This window comes from Burkholderia sp. 4M9327F10 (genome assembly GCF_005503145.1).
Taxonomy (GTDB): domain Bacteria; phylum Pseudomonadota; class Gammaproteobacteria; order Burkholderiales; family Burkholderiaceae; genus Paraburkholderia.
In genome coordinates this window covers 15,409-37,008 of record NZ_SCNV01000066.1, presented here as the reverse complement: position 1 = coordinate 37,008, position 21,600 = coordinate 15,409, and the positions used below count along the sequence as shown (strand labels likewise).

Genomic DNA, 21,600 nt, shown 5'->3' with positions numbered 1-21,600 from the left:
GTGCGCGGAGCGCATGGATCATGCCAGTCCCGTTCGATACGGAGGCCGCGAATCGTGGCCCGCGGCCCTGACGTTGCAGCGAAGTTCCCGCGAGGTTCCCATGAAGTTGCACAGACCTCGCGGCACGCTGGCGGCGTTGTCGTATAGAGTAATAGGGCAGCCGGATCTGAACGCAGTGCCGTCCTCACCTTCCATAGGTCTGTCTTTCATATGAAATACAAGGACTACTACGCCGTCCTCGAGGTGGAGCGCAGCGCCGCCCAGGACGAGATCAAGCGTGCGTACCGCAAGCTTGCCCGCAAGTATCACCCTGACGTCAGCAAGCACGCGGACGCCGAGGAGCGCTTCAAGGAACTGGGCGAGGCCTACGAGGTGCTCAAGGATCCGGAAAAGCGCGCCGCTTACGACCGCCTGGGCAGCGAGTGGCAAAGCGGCCAGGAATTCCAGCCGCCGCCGAACTGGGACGAAGGTTTCGAGTTTCACGGAGCGGGCGAGGAGGCGGCAGGCGAGGCCAACCTCAACGATTTTTTCGAGGCGATGTTCGGCCGGGGTCATGGCCCCGGTGCGCATCAACGGCAGGGCGCCGCGGCCGCGATGGGCGGCCAGGATCACCACGCCAAGATCCTGATCGATCTGGAAGACGCCTATCGCGGGGCGCAGCGCGCTATTTCCCTGCAAATGCCGGTGCTCGACGAGCAGGGGCATCTCACGCTGCAAACACGCACGTTGAACGTCACGCTGCCCAAGGGCATCCGCGCCGGGCAGCACCTGCGGCTCGCGGGGCAGGGCGCGCCCGGAGTGGGCGGCGGGCCGGCCGGCGACCTCTATCTGGAGATCGCGTTTCGCGATCATCCGCGCTTTCGGGTGGACGGCCGCGACGTCTCGCTCGACCTGCCGGTCGCGCCCTGGGAAGCGGCGCTCGGCGCGCAGATCACCGTGCCGACCCCGGACGGTTCCGTCGAAATGACGGTGCCGAAAAACTCGCACGGCGGACGGCGCTTGCGGCTCAAGGGCAAGGGCATTCCGGGGACGCCGCCCGGCGATCTGTATGTGGCGTTGAACATTGTCTTGCCGCCGGCCGACACGGAGCGCGCTACCGCCGCATACGACGTGATGCGCCAGGCGTTCAGCTTCGACCCGCGCGCCCATTTTTATGGATGACCGCTGATCATGAAAGAGACCGTGACGACTTACCTGGAAGGCCAGATAGTCAACGAAGAGATGGAATTCACGCTCGTCGAGTTGTGCCGTGCGAGCGGTGCCTCAGAAGAGGAACTGAGCTTGTGGGTCGCGCAAGGCGCGTTCGCTCCGCACGGCGCGGAACCGGGCGAGTGGCGCTTTAGCGGCGCGTCGTTGCGCCGTGCGCGCACCGCCCGGCGTCTTGCGCACGACCTCGAAATCAATCCACCGGGGATTGCGCTGGTGCTCGATCTGCTCGACGAGATCGATGCGCTGCGAGCCAATCCCCGGCGTGCGCGCAACGGCTAGGTCACGCCGTCATCCGGCAATCTTCAGATTTAACAATTGCCCCTGCTGAATGCCCGCTCGGCCCCGTGCAGCAAGCCGCAGCGGGCAGCCGCACAAATCGGCAAATGGGCCATTTCTCCCGCTCTTTTCTGCGAATCGAAATTCCTACGTTCCCCCAATAATTCGTCCTGTGTAAGGCGCGAAATGTGAAATCCCGCGCCTTCGCGCGATGAATCACAGGGGGATATCGAATGAGAACCAGCATGCTTTGTGCGGCGGCCGCCATGACGGCACTGGCCGCCGGCATACCCGCGCACGCCGAACTCGGCAGCGCACCGACCTGGCCGGCCAACAGTGCGGGCCGGGCGACGAGGCTGGTCCAGCACGTCAGCAGCGCCGCGGTGGCTTATACCGTCGACGAAACCACACTGAGCGGCGGCACCGTGGTGCGCGAGTACATCGCACAAAACGGCGCTGTCTTTGCGGTGGTGTGGCACGGCCCGCAGATGGCGCCCCTCAACACTTTGCTCGGCAGCTATTTCCCCGAGTACCTGCAAGGGATCAGCTCGGCGCGCGCGGCCCAGGGCGGCGGCCACGGCCCCGTGATGGTGCAGGCGGACGGCCTGGTTGTGCAGACCGGCGGCCACATGGGCAATTTCACAGGCCGGGCATATCTGCCTCAAGCGCTTCCACAAGGTATCAGTGCGGACGACCTGCAATGAACCAGATCAATACGATGCGAACCATGGCGTGGGCGCTTGTCGCGGCGCTCCTCACGAGTCTGGCTGCGTGCGGTGGCGGAGGCGGCGGCTCTTCCTCGGCAACCACGACCGGCAACACCACGACCAGCAATTCGAGCAACACGAGCTCGGCCAGCACTCCGGCGAGCACGCCCGCCACAACCAGCACCCTGAGTTCGGCGAATCCCACGGCAGTGCCGACCGCGAGTACCGCAGCGAATACGGTGCCGGTGCTGGTTTCGGTCACCCAGTTCAATCGCGCCAATGCGCCGATGGCGAGCGTCACCGTGTGCACCGCGGGCACCAATGCGACATCGAACTGTACGACGATCAACAACGTGCTGGTCGATACCGAATCGTTCGGCTTGCGGCTGTTCGCATCGGCGATCGCCTCGACCACGCTCAACACGCTCACGCTGCAGACCTCCGGCAGCGCGACAGTGGCCGAGTGCGCCCTGTTCGGCAGCGGCTACTCGTGGGGCACCGTGCGCAATGCCGACATCAAGCTGGGCGGCGAAGTCGGGCAGAATGTGCCCATCCAGGTGATGGAAGACACGGCGCTTACCGCGACTGCGCCAAGCGACTGCCAGCAGGCGCCGGCCTTTTCGCAGCCTTCGGATCTGGGGGCGAACGGCATTCTCGGTGTCGGCGTGGCGCCGCAGGACTGCGGCAGCCAGTGCGTGACCAATAGCCCGACGGGCCACTACTATGCGTGCAGCGGCGCGACCTGCAGTGTCGCCAACCGGCAGCTGGCGCAACAGGTGGGCAATCCGGTCCAGTACTTCACCACCGACAACAACGGCGTGGTGCTGGAGATGCCGGCGGTCGGCACGAGCGGTGCGGCCTCGGCGTCCGGCACGCTGGTGTTCGGTATCGATACGCAGTCCAACAACACGCTGGCAGGCAGCGGGGCGACTGTGCTCACGACCGATTCGTCCGGCGACTTCACCGCGACCTACAACGGCGTTACCTTCAGCGACAACGCATTTTTCGATTCGGGCTCGAACGTACTGTTCTTCCAGGATGCGACCATTGCGACCAACGGTCTGAAGTACTTCGTGCCCAGTTCGACGCTGGCGCGCTCGGTTGCGATTACAGGCGGCAATTCCGTGAACGCCACGATCGATTTCAACGTGGCCAACGCGAACACCCTGTTTGCTTCGGGCAACTATGCGTTCAACAATCTGGCCTCGTATCTGAACGGCACCTTCGATCTGGGCATGCCGTTCTTCTACGGGCGTCATGTCTACTACGGCATCAGCGGAACCGCGTCGGCAGGCGGCGGCACCGGTCCGTACGTAGGCTTCACCTCGAGCTAGGCGGCTTAAACGGCTTGAGCCGCTTAAGTTGCTTAAGTTGCTTAAGTCGCCTGAGCCGATGAAGCGGCGGGGTATCTCGCCGCTCAATTGAGCGCGAGCGCGTTCGCAAGCTGGGCTTGCGGCCGCGCGACGTGATAGCCCTGCACATAGACCTCCGGGCGCTGTCGCAGCCAGCGCAGTTGCGCCTCGCTCTCCACGCCTTCCACAACCGCACGCATCTTCAACCTCTCGAGCAGGTCGAGCAGACCGGTCATCACGACGCAGTCACGCGGCGCAAAGGGAACCCGCGCCATGAAGCTGCGCGCCAGCTTGACCGTGTCGATATGGGCACTACCCAGCAACGAAAGCGGTGAGTATCCCGAACCAAAATCGTTGAGTGCGAGCCGCACCCCCAGTTGCCGCAGCGAGCGCGTGAACTCGCGGGTGGACAGCAGCGTCGCCGCATCTTCGGTGGCGACCAGTTCCAGTTCGAGCAGGAGCGGATCGATGCCGTTGCGCCGGGTCGCATCGCGGATGGTGTCGCACAGCGTTTCGTCGAGCAGTTGCGCAGGCTGGATATTGACGGTGACGGGCGGCAGAACGAGGCCGGCCCGGCGCATCTCGCCCAGTTGCAGGCACACCGCTTCGAGCATGAATTCGCTGGCCGCGCGGGCGGTCTGAGGATCGTCGAAGGCCGACACAAAGCATTCGGGCAGCAACGGGCCGTACTGGGGATGCTGCCAGCGCAACAGGCATTCGACGTTGAGCAGCGTGAGGGTCTGCGCGTGCGCTACCGGCTGATAGGCGACGCTGAACTCGCCAGCCCGCAGGCCGCTGCGAATCCGTTGCGCAAGCTCTGCGTCGTGGCTCGACGGTTCCACCACCTGCTCGGGGGCGTCCTGGTCGATCAGATGTATCGCGGCATGTGCGGTGCGTTCCACTGCGCGCTCCTTTGAAATATGGGCGGCCGGCCCTGGCCAGCCTCTGGTCACCTCGTCGGCGTTTTCAAGCCGGGTAATCGTCTTGCCGGCTGCCACGCTGTAATGCGCCCAAGCATAAAGGTGCTTGCCGGGAAAGACTGTCAAGAATTAACAGGTTAATGCTGGAAAAGTTTAAATATTGTTAAATTCGATGATCTTTAAGGAAGGGGAGCTGTCGGGTCGGTATTTGTCTGATTTAAACGGATTGAGCATCGATGTAATAGTGTTAAGAAAGATGCATATCGATTAAAGAGGCGGGTGGGATGCTGGATAATGTGGGTGTTGAGTATAAATCTGATAATTATAAAATCGCCTGAAGAAAACGTTCGTATGAAACTGGGCGGCTGCGGCGACTGCCGGCAGGCATCCTGGTAACACTACTCTCGTGTGATAAGCGCCTCTAGCCAGGCACGTTTTAGCAGCCTCACGGCTGGCGCTTCCCCGCTCCTGAAGCGGCGATATCAGGCCATCGGCGATTTACTGCGTTTCAGTGATCACTTCATTTTTTCGAGCGGGGATTTTGGCTCGAATCATCGATATTGACAATATTTAACAAAACCGGCTTCGGCAATTTGCATTGCTTGTCAATTTGGAAAAAGCGAAACCCATAAAATCCGTCCATCCCAAATTTCATGCGCGTCGGGATTTCGGTTTTAGAAAGCCGGATGGATTTGTCTGTTCAATGCCGGTGAGTCGGTTAGTGTCGCGCGTTACCTGAGAGGGCTTTGCAAAAATGAATAAGTCGTACAGAACCATTTGGAATGAGGCCCTCGGTGCGTGGGTAGCTGCATCGGAAATCTCGTCCGCGCGCGGCAAACCGAGCAAGTCCCGAGCGGTGAAGTTGCTGACCATGGCCGCTCTGGCTACCGTGGCGGTTGGCAATATCGCGAACGCACAGTATTCGGCTGGCGGGGGAGCCGCGTCGGGAACGGGTGCGATCGCTATCGGCTCGAACGCAAATGCCACCGGCGCCGGGTCAACCGCGATCGGGAATCTGGCAACGGCAAGCGCTTCCTCCGGCTTCGCGACAGCGATCGGCAACCAGGCGGTGTCCAGCGGATACAATGCCACCGCCATCGGTAACGGGGCCGGCTCGGCTGGGTACACCTCGTCGGCGATCGGTAGCCAGTCCCAGGCGTCAGGGTCTTACGCGAGCGCGATCGGATCTCAGGCGAACGCCTCAGGCGCGACCGCGTCCGCGGTCGGTACCCAGGCAATTGCATCGGGTACCAACGCATCGGCAATCGGCACCCAGGCTACCGCATCCGGAGGCAATTCTGCTGCGATAGGTCTCAATGCGACATCAACTGGTACTTCGTCGGTTGCCATAGGTGCCAACTCGGTGGCGAAGTATGCGAACAGCGTCGCGATTGGCGCTGGCAGCACGACCGGTGCTGCGGCCCCGACTGGCACGGGCTATTTGACGGGTACGGCTGCGCCGCTGTCCGAAGTGTCGGTAGGCACTTCGACCGCGTTGCGGCGGATCACCAACGTTGCCGACGGCTCGGCACCGCAAGATGCGGTCACGGTCTCACAGTTGAGCACGGGTATGAGCACGACGGCCAGCAGCATTTCGAGCCTGTCGACCTCCGCATCCACTGGCATCAGCACGGCGCAAAGCGGTGTGGCTTCGTTGTCGACGGGGTTGAGCTCGACCAACAGCAATGTGGCGTCGCTGTCGACGGGCCTGAGCAGCACGAACAGCAGTGTGACGGCGCTGTCGACCTCGGCTTCGACGGGCATCAGTACGGCGCAAAGCGGTGTGGCTTCGCTGTCGACGGGGTTGAGCACCACCAACAGCAATGTGGCATCGCTGTCGACGGGCCTGAGCACCACCAACAGCAACGTCACTGCGCTGTCGACCTCGACCTCGACCGGCTTGAGCACGGCGGTCAGCCGGGACGCCAGCTTGTCGACAGGCCTGAGCACCACCAACAGCAGCGTGGCGTCGCTCTCCACCGGGTTGAGCAGTACGACCAGCTCTGTCAGTTCGCTGTCGACGGGTCTTGCCAGCACCAATAGCAGCCTGACCTCCCTGTCGACCTCGACTTCCACCGGCCTCGCCACGGCGAACAGCGGCATCACCAGCCTGTCGACCGGTGTGAGCACGGTCCAGACCAATCTGAATGCGCTGGGCACCAGCACGGCGGCCGCGCTGGGCGGCGGCTCGACCTATAACGCCACGACCGGCGCAGTTTCCGCTCCCTCGTACACCACGTACAACGCTAACGGCACGACCAGCACCGTCAATAACGTAGGGTCGGCGCTGAGCAACATTGACAGCCAGGGCATCAAGTACTTCCACGCCAATTCGACACTGGCGGACTCGCAGGCGCTCGGCGCGAACAGTGTGGCGATCGGGCCGACGGCCGTCGCCAACAACGCCGGCGATGTAGCGCTGGGCTACGGCTCGGTGACGGCTGCCGCGAATCCCACCAGCAGCGCCACGATCGGCTCGACCACCTTGAGCGGCTTCGCCGGAGCCACCCCGACGAGCGTGGTGAGCGTCGGCGCAGTGGGCGCGGAGCGGCAGATCACGAACGTAGCGGCAGGCCGCATCACGGCGTCCAGCACGGATGCCGTGAACGGCAGCCAACTGTATTCGGTGGCAAGCCAGCTCAACTCGGTGGGCACCTCGGTGAGTTCGCTGTCCACTGGTCTGAGCTCGCTGTCGACTTCGACCTCGACGGGTATTAGCACGGCGCAAAGCGGGGTGAACTCGCTGTCCACCGGTCTGAGCACGACGAACAGCAGCGTGGCCTCGCTGTCGACTTCGACCTCGACGGGTATTAGCACGGCGCAAAGCGGGGTGAACTCGCTGTCCACCGGTCTGAGCACGACGAACAGCAGCGTGGCGTCGCTGTCGACTTCGACCTCGACTGGCATCAGCACGGCGCAAAGCGGGGTGAACTCGCTGTCCACCGGCCTGAGCACGACCAACAGCAGCGTGGCTTCGTTGTCGACCTCGACCTCGAGCGGCATCAGCACGGCACAAAGCGGCGTGAACTCGCTGTCGACTGGGCTGAGCACGACCAATAGCAATGTGGCTTCGCTTTCAACCTCGGCGTCAACGGGCATCAGCACGGCGCAAAGCAGCGTCGCTTCGCTGTCCACCACGACGTCGACGAGCGTCAGTTCCCTGTCGACAGGCCTGAGCACGACCAACAGCAGCGTGGCGTCTTTGTCGACCTCGACCTCGACAGGTATCAGCACGGCGCAAAGCGGGGTGAATTCGCTGTCCACCGGCCTTAGCACGACGAACAGCAGCGTGGCCTCGTTGTCGACCTCCACCTCGACAGGTATCAGCACAGCGCAAAGTGGCGTGAACTCCCTGTCCACTGGGCTGAGCACGACCAACAGCAGCGTGGCCTCGTTGTCGACCTCGACCTCGACGGGCATCAGCACCGCCCAAAGCGGCGTGAACTCGCTGTCCACGGGTCTGAGCACCACGAACAGCAGCGTAGCGTCGCTGTCGACCTCAACCTCGACGGGCATCACCTCGCTGTCCACCGGCCTGAGCACGACCAACAGCAACGTGGCTTCGCTGTCGACGGGTGTGGCGAATTCGGTCCAGTACGACAACTCGACCCACACGAAAGTGACACTGGGTGGCGTCGGTTCGACCACGCCGGTGACGTTGACCAACGTCGCTGCCGGGGTGAACCCGACCGATGCCGTCAACTACGGCCAACTGACCTCCCTGTCCACCACAACGTCGACGAGCGTCAGTTCCCTGTCGACCGGTGTGAGCACTGCGCAGAGCGGCGTGGCTTCGCTCTCGACGGGTCTGAGCACGACAGGCAGCAGCGTCGCGTCGCTGTCCACCGGCCTGAGCACGACCAACAGCAGCGTGGCTTCGCTGTCGAGCTCGACCTCGACGGGTATCAGCACGGCCCAAAGCGGCGTGACCTCGTTGTCGACGGGCCTCAGCACCACCAACAGCAATGTCGCGTCGCTCTCGACGGGCCTGAGCACCGCCGGCAGCAGTGTGGCATCTATTTCGTCGGGCCTGAGCACGACCAATAGCAACGTGGCTTCGCTGTCGAGCTCGACCTCGACGGGTATCAGCACAGCCCAAAGCGGCGTGAACTCGCTGTCCACGGGCCTGAGCACGACCAACAGCGGCCTTGCTTCGTTGTCGACCTCGACCTCCACGGGCATCAGCACAGCCCAAAGCGGCGTGACTTCGCTCTCGACTGGCCTGAGCACGACCAACAGCAGCCTGGCTTCGCTGTCGACTTCGACCTCGACGGGGATTCAGGCGGCGAAGACGCACTACTACAGCGTGAACGACAACGGCACCCAGGAAGCCAACTACAACAATGACGGCGCGACCGGCGTCGACGCATTGGCCGCGGGAACCAGCGCGTCGGCATCCGGCGCAAGCAGCGTCGCTGTAGGCAACGGCGCCAACGCCAGCGTGGCCGGCTCGGTCGCGCTGGGCGCCAATGCGGTGACGGCCGGTACGGCGACGACCGCTACCGGTGGAACGGGAACGGTCAGCAGCACGACGATTGGCGGCCAGACCTTTGGCACATACGCGGGCGCCAGCTCTGCGGCGGGCGTGGTCAGCGTAGGCGCGCCGGGCACCGAGCGCCGTATCCAGAACGTCGCTGCCGGTCTCGTGAGCGCCAGCAGTACCGACGCCATCAACGGCAGCCAGTTGTACTCGGTGGCAAGCACGACGGTTTCGAGCATCACCAGCCTGTCCACCTCGACCTCGACGAGCGTCAGCTCGTTGTCGACCGGCGTGAGCACCGCGCAGAGCGGCGTGGCGTCGCTCTCGACGAGTCTGAGCTCGGCAGGCAGCAGCGTCGCTTCGCTGTCGACGGGCCTGAGCACGACGAACAGCAATGTGGCTTCCTTGTCGACCTCAACCTCGACAGGCATCAGCACGGCACAGAGCGGCGTGAATTCGCTGTCAACGGGGCTGAGCACGACCAACAGCAGCGTAGCTTCGCTCTCGACCTCAACGTCGACAGGCATCAGCACAGCTCAAAGCGGCGTGAACTCACTGTCCACTGGCTTGAGCACGACGAACAGCAGCGTGGCGTCGCTGTCGACCTCAACCTCGACAGGCATCAGCACGGCACAGAGCGGCGTGAATTCGCTGTCAACGGGGCTGAGCACGACCAACAGCAGCGTGGCTTCGCTCTCGACCTCAACGTCGACAGGCATCAGCACAGCACAGAGCGGCGTGAATTCGCTGTCCACTGGCCTGAGCACGACCAACAGCAGCGTGGCGTCGCTGTCGACCTCAACGTCGACCGGCATCAGTACAGCGCAAAGCGGTGTGAACTCGCTGTCAACGGGCTTGAGCACGACGAACAGCAGCGTGGCGTCACTGTCGACTTCAACCTCGACCGGCATCAGCACGGCGCAAAGCGGTGTGAACTCGCTGTCAACGGGCCTGAGCACAACCAATAGCAGCGTGGCGTCCTTGTCGACCTCGACCTCCACCGGCCTCAGCACCACAAACAGTGCAGTGGCGAGCCTGTCCACCTCGACTTCGACCGGTCTCAGTTCGCTGTCCACTGGACTGAGCACGACCAACAGTGGCCTGGCGTCGCTGTCCACCTCAACGTCGACGGGCATCAGCACGGCCCAAAGCGGCGTGAACTCGCTGTCCACGGGGCTGAGCACGACCAACAGCAGCGTAGCGTCGCTGTCGACGTCGACCTCGACAGGCATCAGCACGGCCCAAAGCGGCGTGAACTCGCTGTCCACAGGCTTGAGCACGACCAACAGCAGCGTGGCCTCGTTGTCGACCTCGACCTCGACCGGCCTCAGCACCACCAACAGTGCAGTGGCGAGCCTGTCCACCTCGACTTCGACCGGTCTCAGCTCGCTGTCTACCGGTCTGAGCACGACCAATAGCGGCCTGGCGTCGCTGTCGACCTCAACCTCGACGGGCATCAGCACAGCCCAAAGTGGTGTGAACTCGCTGTCAACGGGCCTGAGCACGACCAACAGCAGCGTGGCTTCGCTCTCGACCTCGACTTCAACCGGCCTCAGCACCACCAACAGCACGGTGGCGAGCCTGTCTACCTCGACGTCGACCGGCCTCAGCTCGCTGTCCACTGGCATCAGCACGACGAACAGTAGCGTGGCGTCGCTGTCGACCTCAACCTCGACCGGCATCAGCACAGCCCAAAGCGGCGTGAACTCGCTGTCCACGGGCCTGAGCACCACTAACAGCAGCGTAGCGTCGCTCTCGACCTCGACCTCGACCGGCATCACCTCGCTCTCCACCGGCCTGAGCACGACCAACAGCAACGTGGCCTCACTGTCGACGGGCCTGGCCAATTCGGTCCAGTACGACGACTCGACCCACACGAAGGTGACGCTCGGTGGCGTCGGCTCGACCACGCCGGTGACGCTGACCAACGTCGCTGCCGGGGTGAACCCGACCGATGCGGTCAACTTCGGCCAGTTGACTTCGCTGTCCACGACGACCTCGAGCAGCATCAGTTCGCTGTCGACCGGTGTCAGCACCGCGCAAAGCGGCGTGGCGTCGCTCTCGACCGGTCTCACCACGACCAATAGCAACGTGGCGTCGTTGTCGACGGGCCTGAGCACGACCAACAGCAACGTCTCCTCGCTGTCCACCGGCCTCACGACGACCAACAGCAACGTGGCGTCGCTGTCGACGGGCCTGAGCACGACCAATAGCAACGTCGCCTCGCTGTCCACCGGTCTGAACACGGCCACCAGCAACGTTACTGCGTTGTCGACGGGCATCGCCAACGGCACTGTGGGTCTGGTGCAACAGGTCGGCGGCGCGCCGGGCAACGGTGCGATCACGGTGGGCGCCAACACGGGCGGCACCAGCGTCGACTTCACCGGCACGGCAGGCGCGCGCCAGTTGACCGGCGTCGCGGCCGGCACCGCACCCACGGATGCGGTAAACGTCAGCCAGTTGCAAGCCGTGGCTTCGGTTGCAAGCGACGCCGTGCTGTACGACAGCGCCGCACATACGAGCGTGACGCTCGGCGGCGTCGGTGCCTCTTCCGCTGTGGCGTTGACCAACGTCGCCGCCGGGGCGATCACCGCGAACAGCACGGATGCGGTCAACGGCAGCCAGTTGTATGCACTCGAAACGCAACTGTCGCAAACGACCAGTCAGCTGACCCAACTGTCGCAAACCACGACCAACAACGCTTCGAGCAACTCGAAGTACGTCGCGGTGAACACCACCGGCGGCGCGGCGAGCGCGAGCGGCACCGAATCGGTGGCGATCGGCGGCAACTCGACCGCGAGTTCGAACAACACGGTCGCGGTCGGTTCCGGCTCGCAGGCGACCGGTTCCGGCTCGTCGGCGGTGGGCGCCAACGCAACCGCGTCCGGGTCGAATTCGGTGGCGATCGGCTCCGGCTCGGTGGCAAGCGAAGCGAATTCGGTGTCGGTCGGCTCGCCGGGTAACGAGCGGACCATTACCAACGTGGCGCCCGGCGTGAACCCGACCGATGCGGTAAACGTTGCGCAACTCGAGGGGGTTCAGCAGAATATCAACGACGTGGCGCGCGCGGCGTATTCGGGCGTGGCCATGGCCGGCGCGCTGGCCGGTCTGCCCCAGGTCGAACAGGGCAAGACCTTCCAGATTGCCGCCGGGGTGGGGAATTATGCGGGATACAGTGCTATCGCCATCGGCGCCAGCGCGCGGATCACGCAAAACACCATCATCAAGGTGGGAGCCAGCGCAACGGACGGTGCTCACGTGCTGGTCAACGCCGGGGTGGGGTATTCCTGGTAAGACCCGTATCAACCTGAGTGTGAACATGCGCATCGGCATTTCCGTCATTACTCACACCGGCCAGAACATCTGGCAAAACGGGCTGGGACAGAACGTCATTTTTCTGGCGGAGCTGTTCCAGCGCCTGCCGTTCGTGCAGTCGGTCGTACTGATCGATGTCGGCGATCAGGGGGTCATGCCCGCCCAGGTGGATCTGTCCGCGCGCAACCTGCGCCTGATGAGAGCGCACGAAGCCACCGACGAAGTCGACGTGATCCTTGAGATGGGCGGGGCGCTCGACATCGAGTGGCTCGACCTGATGCGCGCGCGCGGCAAGAAGGTGGTGTTCTATTGCTGCGGCCAGCCGTATGTCGCGCTCGCCGAACCGGCCATTTTCACCAAGCCCACTCATGCGCCGCGGCCGGACCGCTGCGACGAGGTCTGGTATCTGCCCAAAGACGCCGCCTTTGCACCGATGATGCGCCTCCTGCACCGCTGCGACGTGCATGAGGCGCCGTTTATCTGGCATCCGCAATTCGTCCAGCAACGCATGCGGGAAGTCGAAGTGCTCGGCATGCATTACGGCTACCGGGCCGAGGCCGCGGCTGCCGGGGAAGCTCGCGACGGCGCGCGCCGCGGCCTGCGAGTGGCGATTTTCGAGCCGAATATTTCGGTGGTGAAGACCTCGAGCATCCCGATGCTGGTCTGCGACGAGGCCTACCGTGCCGATCGCGGCCTCGTCGAGGCGATGCACGTGCTGAACACCTTGCACCTCAAAGATCATCCCACCATGCTGTACTTCGCCAATTCACTGGATCTGGTGCGCGAGCACAAGGCCACGTTTCATGGCCGCCACGATATTGTCGGCTTCATGGTGCAGCATGCCGACGCCATCGTTGCGCATCAATGGCAGAACGAACAGAACTACAGCTATCTCGACGCACTCTACGGAGACTATCCGTTGATCCACAATTCGCCATGGCTTAAAGAGGCGGGCTACTACTACCCTGGCTTCGATGCGCGTCTGGGGGCGGCGCAACTGCAACACGCAGCGGCGCAGCACGCCAATGGGCTGGCCGAGTATCGCACCCGCTCGCAACGCGTCTTCGCAGCGCTCGATCAGTTTAGCCAGGCCAATCTCGACGCGTATGCGGCACGGCTCCTGCATCTGTGCCGCGACGCGGCGTTTGCCACTCAAGCGAGCCGCCCATGAGCATCGAACCCGGCCTGGGTACCCGGCCCCGCAAGCTGCGCGTGGGCGTGTCGATCTACGTGCGCAAAGGCGAGCAATCGGTGTGGGAAAACGGCATCTACCAGAACTGCATTTTTCTCGTGATGCTGCTGATGCGCTCGCCGCTGGTCGACGCTACCTATCTCGTCGCGGGCGGTGGCGACGGCCGGCCTGAGGACGCGAAGAACTTCCTCGCCGATTCGCCGGTGCCGTTGATCGACATGGACGAAGCGGCCACGGCGCTCGACGTGATGATCGAGATGAGCGCCCAACTGTCGCGCGAGTGGGTGGTGGCGTTTCGCGAGCGCGGCGGCAAGATCGTCTCGATGCGGGTGGGCAACGACTATGTCATCGACATCGAGCGGATGATTTTCGACAAGCCGCATGGACTCCTGATTAACGCGGCGCCGTATCACGAAGTCTGGACGCTGCCCGAATACGAAAACACCTGCATGCCGTATTACGCCAGCACCTTCCGCTGCCCGGTGCGCCTGATGCCGCATCTGTGGAGCCCGCTGGTGCTGGAGCGGGAGGCCGCGCGCCTGCCCGAGGGGCTAAGCTTCGGTTACCGGCCGGGGCGGCGGCGCTGGCGCGCGGGCATCTTCGAGCCGAATATCTGCATGGTGAAGACGAGCTTCGTGCCGCTGCTGTCCTGCGAGGCGGCGCATCGCGCCAATCCGGATCTGCTGGAACACGTCTGGGCCTACAACACATTCCATCTGAAAGAGCACGTGAGCTTCAACGGCTTCGCCCGCAGCCTGAATATCGTCAGGCACGGCCTGACCTCGTTCGAAGGGCGCTTTCCGTTTTGCCGGGTGGTGGCAAGCGACGTGGACGTGGTGGTCAGCCATCATTGGGAAAACGCCCAGAACTACGTCTACTATGAGGCGCTGTACGGCGGCTATCCGCTGATTCACAACTCGCACCTGATTGGCGATTGCGGCTACCGCTATCACGAGTTCGATTGCGAGGAGGGTGGACGAGCCTTGCAGCGCGCCTACGCCGAGCACGATACGCATCTCGAGACTTACCGGCGCACCGCCAATGCGTTTCTGCACGGACTGGACCCGGAGAACGACGACAACGTGCGCATCTATAGCGACGCACTGGCGGCGCTCTATACGTCCGCCTGACAGTGGCGGCGTGCATGATGCCGCCGGGTGTCACCGGTTTTCGCTGCACTGCATTTGCCGCACATCTATTTAACGCATGAGTTTCGAACCGCATCATGAAGACATATTTCTCGCTTGACCGGATTGTCAGGCCGACACGCTCCTCGCCGGCCGCGCGTGCTATCGCCGCGCTGGCGCTTGCCGGTGTGACGGTTTGCGGGCCGACGCTCGCGTTTGCGGAGCAGGGCGCCTCGGCCGATGAACTGCTGAACGACGCCAACCAGGTTCTGCAGCAACTCGACACCAGTCACTACGCGGCGCTCTGGCAGGACGCGGCGCCGTTCGTCAAGGCGAGTGTGCCGCAGGAGCGCTTTACGAGCCAGATGCAACAGGCGCGGCAGTCGGTTGGGGCCGTGACGCGGCGCGGCTGGGCCTCGGTCACGCGAATTCAGTACAGTGGCACGAAGGGGATTCCCGATGGCCTGTATGCGAACGTCGATTTCGCCACGACGCTCGCGAGCGGCCGCACGATGTTCGAACTGCTGAGCTTCCGGCTGGGCGACGACGGCCAGTGGCATCTGACCGGTTACGTGCCGCGTCAAACCCAGGACCGGGCAGCGGCCCAGAGCCAGATTGCAACGCCATGAACGGGCTGCGCGTCGGCATTACGATCGGTCTGCACCACGAGGCCGAAACGCTCTGGAATAACGGCATCAAGCAGAATGCCGCGTTTCTGGCGGAGGCCTTGCGGCATTGTCCGCAGATCGCGCGGGTGGTCCTCGTGAATACCACCGCAGTCGCTGTCACGGCAGCATTGCCGTGGGACCAGACCCGCTATCCGACGCTCCCGTTTGAAGCCGCGAAAGACGAACTCGATGTGCTGATCGAACTCGGCGGCCAGATCGACGATGGGCAAACTGCTTATCTTAAGCAGCGCAACGTGCGGCTCGTGTCGTACTGTTGCGGCTTCGAGTATGTCCACGCCATGGAATCGGTGCTGTTCCGCAAGCCGATGTGGGGCGAGACGCTGTTCGTCAATCGGCGCTATGACGATATCTGGATCATTCCGCAGGTGGCTCCCATCAGCCAGTCGTACTTCGAGGTATTGCGCCGGCAAACGGGCCGGGTCGTGCCGTTTGTCTGGAGTCCGATGTTTCTCGATGAGCGTGTCAAAGGTCTGCCGAACGCCGGCGAGTACCGGCCGCGCGCCGGTGCGCGGCGCCTGAGCGTGATGGAGCCCAATCTCAATGTGGTCAAGTTCTGCCTGTACCCGGCGCTGATCGCCGAGCTGGCCTATCGCCAGTGGCCTGACAGTATCGCGCTGCTGCAGGTCACGAACGCCGAGAGTATTGCGAAAGAGAGCGTCGATTTCATCGCCTTGATGAACCAGCTCGATATTGTCCGCGATCACAAGGCAGTCTTCCTCGGCCGGCACGAAACGCCGCTGTTTCTGGCTGAAAACACCGATATTGTCATTTCGCATCAGCTCGAAAATCCGCTCAACTACTTCTACCTCGAAGTGTGCTGGCAAGGCTATCCGTTGGTCCACAACGCGTCGCTATGCAGCGATCTGGGTTACTACTACCAGGGCAACGATGCCGATGAAGGCGCACGCCGCCTGATCGAAGCTATCGAGACCCACGACGCGCATGCCTCCTGGTACCGGGAGCAGCAGCGCGGCCTGATTGCGCGCTATCTGCCGGGTAATCGCCAACTGGTCGCAACCTATGCGGCGCTCTTCGACGACCTGCTGGCACGGCCGATCCGCTAGCGGCTTCGCCAACCGGATTCATGCCCCGAACGATGCACCTGATGACCTTGCTGCCTGCACCGCATACGCCCTTCGCCAGAATCCAGCAGCGTCTTGAGCGCGGCGAACTGGTGCGCGCAGCCGAGGAGATCGAAGCCTGGCTGACGCTGCAGCCGCAAGACGCCGCTGCGCTGACCGCCCGCGCGCAGTTGCTGAGGCTGCGCGGCCGCTACGATGAAGCGCGGGCCGCGCTGGAGCAATCACTCGTTATTGCCACCGCGTTTGCGCCGACATTCGTCGAGCTGGCGCGGCTCGCGTCGCTTGAAGGCACGCCCGAGCGCGCTCATGCCTGGTACGAACGCGCATTCCAGAGTGCGCCGCAGACGGCCTATGCGCCTGAGTCCTCGGGCTGGCTCGAAGCGTGGCTCGACCTCCTGCTGCAACTCAATCTGCAAACCCGTGCGGTGGAGGTTGCCGCCGGGTGGTGCGAAGCGCGGCCCGATTCGGCGCGGGCCTGGTTCCTGTTGGGTCTCGCACACCACAAGGGGCAAAGTCAGGGCGAGAGTCAGGACCGGTCTCAATCCGCGGCGCTTGCGGCCTACCAGCGCGCGCTGGCGCTCGATCCCGGCCATGCCATGCTGCAAAACAATCTGTCGGCATTGCATCATCAGATGAAGGACGATCGCGCCGCCTTGCGCTTCGCCGAGCAGGCGCTGCAACTCGACCCGGACAACTACCTCGCCTGGGCCAATGCCAGCAACGCCTGGTTGCGTCTGCGCGAACCGCACAGCGCGCTGATCGCAGCAGAACGCGGCTGCACGCTGGCCCCGCAATACTTTGTCGGCCTGCAGGCGTTGAGCAGCGCGCTCAAGGAGCTGCAACGCTGGGACGAGGCGCTGGCTGTCATGGTGCGGGCCGCCCATGCGGCGCCGGGCGAACCGAAGGTGAAGTGGTCGGTGGCGATGCTGCAGTTGCTGCGCGGCGACTACGCCAATGGCCTTATCAATCACGAGGCGCGCTGGGCCGGTTCGCCGGAACTGGAGCATGCCAGCTTCCTGAGTCCGCAGACGCATTGGCAAGGCGAAGATCTGCGTGGCAAGACTCTGCTCATCTGGGGGGAACAAGGTTTCGGCGACGCGATCCAGTTTGTGCGCTTCGTTCCCGCCATCGCCGAGCAGGTCCGGCGCGACGGCGGCACGCTGATTTACTGCTGCTTTAGCAAGCTCCTGCCGCTCTTCGAGCGCAGCCTCGCCGCACTGGCCATCGCAGTCGTGCCGCACGATACGCCCCAGTTCCCGGCGTTCGATTTCGACCTGCCGGTCGGCAGCCTGCCGCTCAGGCTCGGTGTGACGCCCGACACGCTGCGCTCGCCATTGCGTTACCTCACTGCGGATCCGGTGCGCATGCGGCGGTGGAGCGCGAAGCTGCCGGGCGGCACGGCGCTCAAGGTCGGGCTGGTCTGGAGCGGCAGCCGCACGCATCAGCGCAATCCGCTGCGCTCGGTGCCGCCTTCGTTGTACGCGCAAGCATTGCAGGTGGTCCCCGGCGTCACCTTCTACAGCCTGCAGATCGACGGCGCCGAAGATGTCAGGGAGATGGCGGAGAACGGCCTCGCCGTGACCGACCACACAGCGTCGCTCAACTCGTTTGACGAGTCCGCCGCGCTGATCGCCAATCTCGATCTGGTGATCACCGTATGCACCTCCGTCGCGCATCTCGCGGGGGCGCTCGGCGTGCCCACGTGGCTGCTGCTGGACGTCAATCCGCACTGGGTGTGGATGCTCGAGCGATCGGATAGCCCGTGGTATCCGTCCCTCAGGCTGTACCGGCAACAGCAGTACCGCGACTGGTCTACGGTGATGCAGCAGGTGAGGGCGGATCTGCTGACGCTTGCCACGCCGGGCGATAGCGTGGCTGCACCTTAGCGACAGGCGCGACGAGGCCGGCGAGCAGCAGTACCCGCCGCCGCCGCGCCCGCCGCACCCGCCGCTTCGGGCCCGAGCCTATGGACCGGAACAGGAATAGGCCCACGCCGTACGCGGCTTTGGCCGCCTGCGCCATGCCAATTGGCGTTTTTGTTTAGAATCCGGTAGTCGACGCAACGCGCAGGATTGCCCGGCGCCGCGTGACGAATGCACTGTCGCACCTGTTCAAGGAATTCCGCGCAGGTTGCCGAGACAGACCGAACGTCCAGCCATCGGCGATGGTTTCCCGCAGGAGCGGTATTGTGTTGCATTTCCCGACAGCTATTCCACCCGAGCTATGTGCGTGGGTGGTCTTCGTGAGCGTGCTGGTCACGCAGCTCGGCGTGCCGGTGCCGGCCGCACCCATGCTGATTCTGGCGGGCACCATGGCGGCCGCGGGACAGGTGTCGTACTCGAGCGTGTTCGTCGCGGCCGTCTGCGCCACCTTGCTGGCCGATACGCTGTGGTTTACCACCGGGCGACTGCGCGGACGCCGCATGCTCAATTCTCTGGTGCGATTTTCGCTGTCGTTCGATGCCACCGTGCGCACGGCGCGCAATGTCTTCGAACGCTACGGCGCGCCGATTCTCGCGGTTTCGAAATTTGTCCCCGGCCTCGGTCTGATTGCCGCGCCGCTGCTTGGCACCACCAGCATCGACGCACGCATTTTCCTGCTTTGGGATCTGCTCGGTGCGTCGCTGTGGGCGGGCCTGTGGCTGGTCGGCGGCGCGGCGCTGCACGAGGAGATCGCGCTATTGCTTCTGCTCGTGCGGCACAACGGCATGACGGTATTCGATCTGTTGGCGGTGTTGGGCGGGCTGTTCGTCCTCTATCGCTGGGTGCGGCGAATGCAGTTTCGCCGCTGGCTGGCCAAAATTCGCATTAGCCCCGAGCAACTGGACGGGCTGATGAAGTCGAACGCGCCGCCGCTGATTTTCGACGCGCGCCCGGTGGAAGTGCGCGCCAAGGAGGCGTACCGGATTCCGGGTGCGCGCGCTCTCGATCTGGATTCTCCCGAGCAACTCGATCCCGCGCTGCTCAAGCGTCCGATCGTCGTGTACTGCGTGTGCCCGAACGAGGCGACGGCCAAGCGCATCATCACGCAACTGCATCGCAAGAACATTCATCATGTGCAGGCGCTCAAGGGCGGGCTCGATGCATGGGAGCGGCGCGGCTATCCGGTCGAACCGCTCTCGGCGGACTTTCACGCACCGCGCGGCGGCGCGGCCGCGGCAGAGGCCGGGTTCGATCCGGTGCTCGATAACGAGTACACGGTGAGAGCGCGTCTCACCGAGTGACGCCGTGCTGCGGGATATATCGGCAACAACATTGAAAGCGTTCACAAAGCCGTGCGCCTGTGCCACACTGCCAGTCATGAAAACACGTAACGTCACCATCTGGTCGCATCACCATCACGGCAGCAGTCCGTTGCGCCGTGGTTCGTTACGTCTCATAGCAGCGAAGCCAGCCCGATACTGATTGACCGGCTGGCTCATGCAAAAACGACCAAGGCGCCCAAGGCGCCTTTTTTTATTTCCTCGTCACCTGGAGTTCGAGCATGACCATGATCCGTGGAACCCGCTTTATCGTCGGCAAGGAAGCCGCGCTTGTTCGCGAACTGGAGAACCGCTTCCGGAGCTACCTTCATTGATGCTGGGGCCGAAGAGGCCATCGTCCCCGCGTTATGGTCGCAGGACACCTTTGTGCAAAAGGCCGGCGGCAGTGAAATCATCGGCCAGATGTGGGCGTTTCCGGACAAGAAGGGCCGGCCGGTCTGCCTGATCCCCGAAGCTACTGCACTGTTTCAGGAGCGCTGTCAGGAGCTGCTCGAACGCCGCAAGGAACGCCTGCTGTTTTATGTGGCGCGCTGTTACCGCTATGAGCGGCCCCAGGCCGGCCGCTATCGCGAGTTCGTGCAACTCGGCTTTGAATACCTCGGCCCAGAACCCCTAAGTGTCCTCATACGCAGCCGTGAGCTCGCCACCGGCTTCCTCGATTCGATCGGCGTGCGCTACGAACTGGATGTCGCCGCGCGGCGCGGTCTGAGTTATTACCTGGGCGGCGAGGGCTTCGAAATCCGCTGCCCGGAACTCGGCGCGCAACAACAGGTGGCGGGAGGCGGCGCATATCGCGAGGGCGCGGGTTTCGGAATCGGCGCGGAGCGCTTGCTGCTGGCGATGGGCATGCAAGGCCTGACGAGCAGCTAAACACTCACAACCAACGCGAGGCGTCAGGGTCATGCACGCTTCGCGGAGAAGCCTGGGCGCTTCACCGTGCAACAGCGGGGCAGCCGCGCTGCCCCGTCTTAGTGCAAGTAGCCGAAAAAGGGATACAGAAATCGCCGTGCCGCGGGAGCACAGTTCCATCTTCCCGCCAAACCGCCCGTTTTGCGTCGCTTTGTTGATGAAGATCAGCTTCGCTAGTCCTATCATATGCGCCAGTTTGACGCACCCTCCTTAGGTAAAGAGGGGAGACCAATTCGGAGCCATGATGTACGAAGAGAGCATTGATAAATTTGCCAAGGTTGGCGCCCACAAGGCGGCGGCCATCCTGCGTTCGCCGTTTGCGTTTCTGGTTGGCGCGGCCATGGCCGGCGCCTATATCGGCTTCGGCGACATCCTGATGTTTTCGGTCGGCTCGCATGTCGATCCGGCTTATGTCCACCTCGTCATGGGCGCCGTGTTTGCCTGCGCGCTGACCATCGTCGTGTTCGCCGGTTCCGATCTGTTCACCGGGACTGCCATGTACATGCCGTTTGCGCTGCTGCGCGGCGAGACGGGCGTCGGCGGCGTGGTGCTCGTGTGGGTGGTGTGCTGGATCGGCAACCTGATCGGCGCCATCGTGCTCGCGGCAATTCTGCATGCGGCCGGTGGCGGTGTGTTGCTGACTGACGGTTCGGAAGTCTTCTTCAAGGCCGTGACGGCGAAGATGGCCGCACCCGGCCTCGCGCTGTTCGCCAAGGGCCTGCTGTGCAACTGGCTCGTGTGCCTCGCCATCTGGATGGCCGCGCGCACCAACAACGACGGCGCGAAGCTGGGCCTGATCTTCTGGCCGGTCTTCGCCTTCGTGGCAAGCGGCTTCGAGCACAGCGTCGCCAACATGTTCGTGTTCGCGCTTGCCTTGATGGCCGAGCATCCGGATAGCGTGACACTCGCCGGTGCTGTGCATAACGAAGTATTCGTCACGCTCGGCAACCTGGCCGGCGGCGCGATCTTCATGGGGCTGGGCTACTGGCTGCAGGAAGGCGGTATCGGTCATCCGTCCAAGACGCGCTTGCCGGCCGCGGCGGGTAGCGCCAACACGAACTGATCCTGGTACGACGGGGC

Annotated in this window: 15 protein-coding genes and 1 pseudogene; 14 read left to right on the top strand and 2 right to left on the bottom strand. The window is 63.6% G+C overall.

Translation table 11 applies throughout. The features are described 5' to 3' along the window. Positions 1-210: 210 nt before the first annotated feature. The 4 genes from FFS45_RS35385 (at position 211) to FFS45_RS35370 (ending at position 3,526) form a co-directional block, all read left to right on the top strand. Positions 211-1,161: a DnaJ C-terminal domain-containing protein gene (locus FFS45_RS35385; RefSeq protein ID WP_137959276.1), complete on the top strand. Its 951-nt coding sequence runs from the start codon at positions 211-213 to the stop codon at positions 1,159-1,161. A 9-nt stretch (positions 1,162-1,170) separates the two neighbouring features. Next, positions 1,171-1,488: a chaperone modulator CbpM gene (locus FFS45_RS35380; protein WP_137959275.1), complete on the top strand. Its 318-nt coding sequence runs from the start codon at positions 1,171-1,173 to the stop codon at positions 1,486-1,488. A gap of 230 nt (positions 1,489-1,718) precedes the next feature. Continuing rightward, the gene (locus FFS45_RS35375; protein ID WP_249363058.1) at positions 1,719-2,189 is read left to right on the top strand and encodes a DUF2844 domain-containing protein; all 471 of its coding nucleotides are present in this window, start codon (positions 1,719-1,721) and stop codon (positions 2,187-2,189) included. Next, on the top strand, positions 2,186-3,526 hold the full coding sequence (locus FFS45_RS35370) for a DUF3443 family protein (RefSeq protein ID WP_249363057.1): 1,341 nt from the start codon (positions 2,186-2,188) through the stop codon (positions 3,524-3,526). The genes FFS45_RS35375 and FFS45_RS35370 overlap by 4 nt, the downstream gene beginning before the upstream one ends. An 83-nt stretch (positions 3,527-3,609) precedes the next feature. Here FFS45_RS35370 and FFS45_RS35365 read toward each other — a convergent pair whose 3' ends face one another. After that, positions 3,610-4,446: an EAL domain-containing protein gene (locus tag FFS45_RS35365; RefSeq protein ID WP_171029840.1), complete on the bottom strand. Its 837-nt coding sequence runs from the start codon at positions 4,444-4,446 to the stop codon at positions 3,610-3,612. 772 nt (positions 4,447-5,218) lie between these two features. Here FFS45_RS35365 and FFS45_RS42925 point away from each other — a divergent pair. Continuing rightward, positions 5,219-9,154, top strand: a pseudogene (locus FFS45_RS42925) (ESPR-type extended signal peptide-containing protein); the annotation flags it as partial. Positions 9,155-9,480: 326 nt separating this feature from the next. Here the strand turns inward: FFS45_RS42925 and FFS45_RS42820 are convergent. After that, a complete protein-coding gene (locus tag FFS45_RS42820) occupies positions 9,481-10,722 on the bottom strand; it encodes a hypothetical protein (RefSeq protein ID WP_283204785.1) in 1,242 nt (413 codons plus the stop codon). On the opposite strand from FFS45_RS42820, the gene FFS45_RS42610 reads away from it, so the two are divergent. The 9 genes from FFS45_RS42610 to FFS45_RS35320 all read left to right on the top strand — a co-directional run bounded on the left by FFS45_RS42610 (position 10,646) and on the right by FFS45_RS35320 (position 21,583). Continuing rightward, positions 10,646-12,238: a YadA-like family protein gene (locus FFS45_RS42610; RefSeq protein ID WP_249363059.1), complete on the top strand. Its 1,593-nt coding sequence runs from the start codon at positions 10,646-10,648 to the stop codon at positions 12,236-12,238. The two genes, FFS45_RS42820 and FFS45_RS42610, sit on opposite strands and share 77 nt — an antisense overlap. A 25-nt stretch (positions 12,239-12,263) precedes the next feature. Next, a complete protein-coding gene (locus tag FFS45_RS35355) occupies positions 12,264-13,430 on the top strand; it encodes a DUF2827 family protein (protein ID WP_137959272.1) in 1,167 nt (388 codons plus the stop codon). Further along, entirely contained in the window at positions 13,427-14,581 is a 1,155-nt protein-coding gene (locus FFS45_RS35350; protein ID WP_137959271.1) for a DUF2827 domain-containing protein, read from the top strand. The genes FFS45_RS35355 and FFS45_RS35350 overlap by 4 nt, the downstream gene beginning before the upstream one ends. 95 nt (positions 14,582-14,676) lie before the next feature. Continuing rightward, positions 14,677-15,207: a DUF4019 domain-containing protein gene (locus FFS45_RS35345; protein WP_137959270.1), complete on the top strand. Its 531-nt coding sequence runs from the start codon at positions 14,677-14,679 to the stop codon at positions 15,205-15,207. Then, complete coding sequence (locus FFS45_RS35340; RefSeq protein WP_137959269.1) at positions 15,204-16,331, top strand: DUF2827 domain-containing protein; 1,128 nt, start codon at positions 15,204-15,206, stop codon at positions 16,329-16,331. The genes FFS45_RS35345 and FFS45_RS35340 overlap by 4 nt, the downstream gene beginning before the upstream one ends. Positions 16,332-16,351: 20 nt before the next feature. Continuing rightward, positions 16,352-18,235, top strand: a complete 1,884-nt coding sequence (locus FFS45_RS35335; RefSeq protein ID WP_249363056.1) for a tetratricopeptide repeat protein — start codon at positions 16,352-16,354, stop codon at positions 18,233-18,235. A 278-nt stretch (positions 18,236-18,513) separates the two neighbouring features. Next, positions 18,514-19,572, top strand: coding sequence for a VTT domain-containing protein (locus tag FFS45_RS35330; protein ID WP_171029839.1), 1,059 nt, complete (start codon positions 18,514-18,516; stop codon positions 19,570-19,572). Between the two features lie 309 nt (positions 19,573-19,881). Next, positions 19,882-20,481, top strand: coding sequence for an ATP phosphoribosyltransferase regulatory subunit (locus FFS45_RS35325; RefSeq protein WP_137959267.1), 600 nt, complete (start codon positions 19,882-19,884; stop codon positions 20,479-20,481). A gap of 280 nt (positions 20,482-20,761) precedes the next feature. After that, on the top strand, positions 20,762-21,583 hold the full coding sequence (locus FFS45_RS35320; RefSeq protein ID WP_249363055.1) for a formate/nitrite transporter family protein: 822 nt from the start codon (positions 20,762-20,764) through the stop codon (positions 21,581-21,583). The last annotated feature ends 17 nt before the right edge of the window (positions 21,584-21,600 follow it).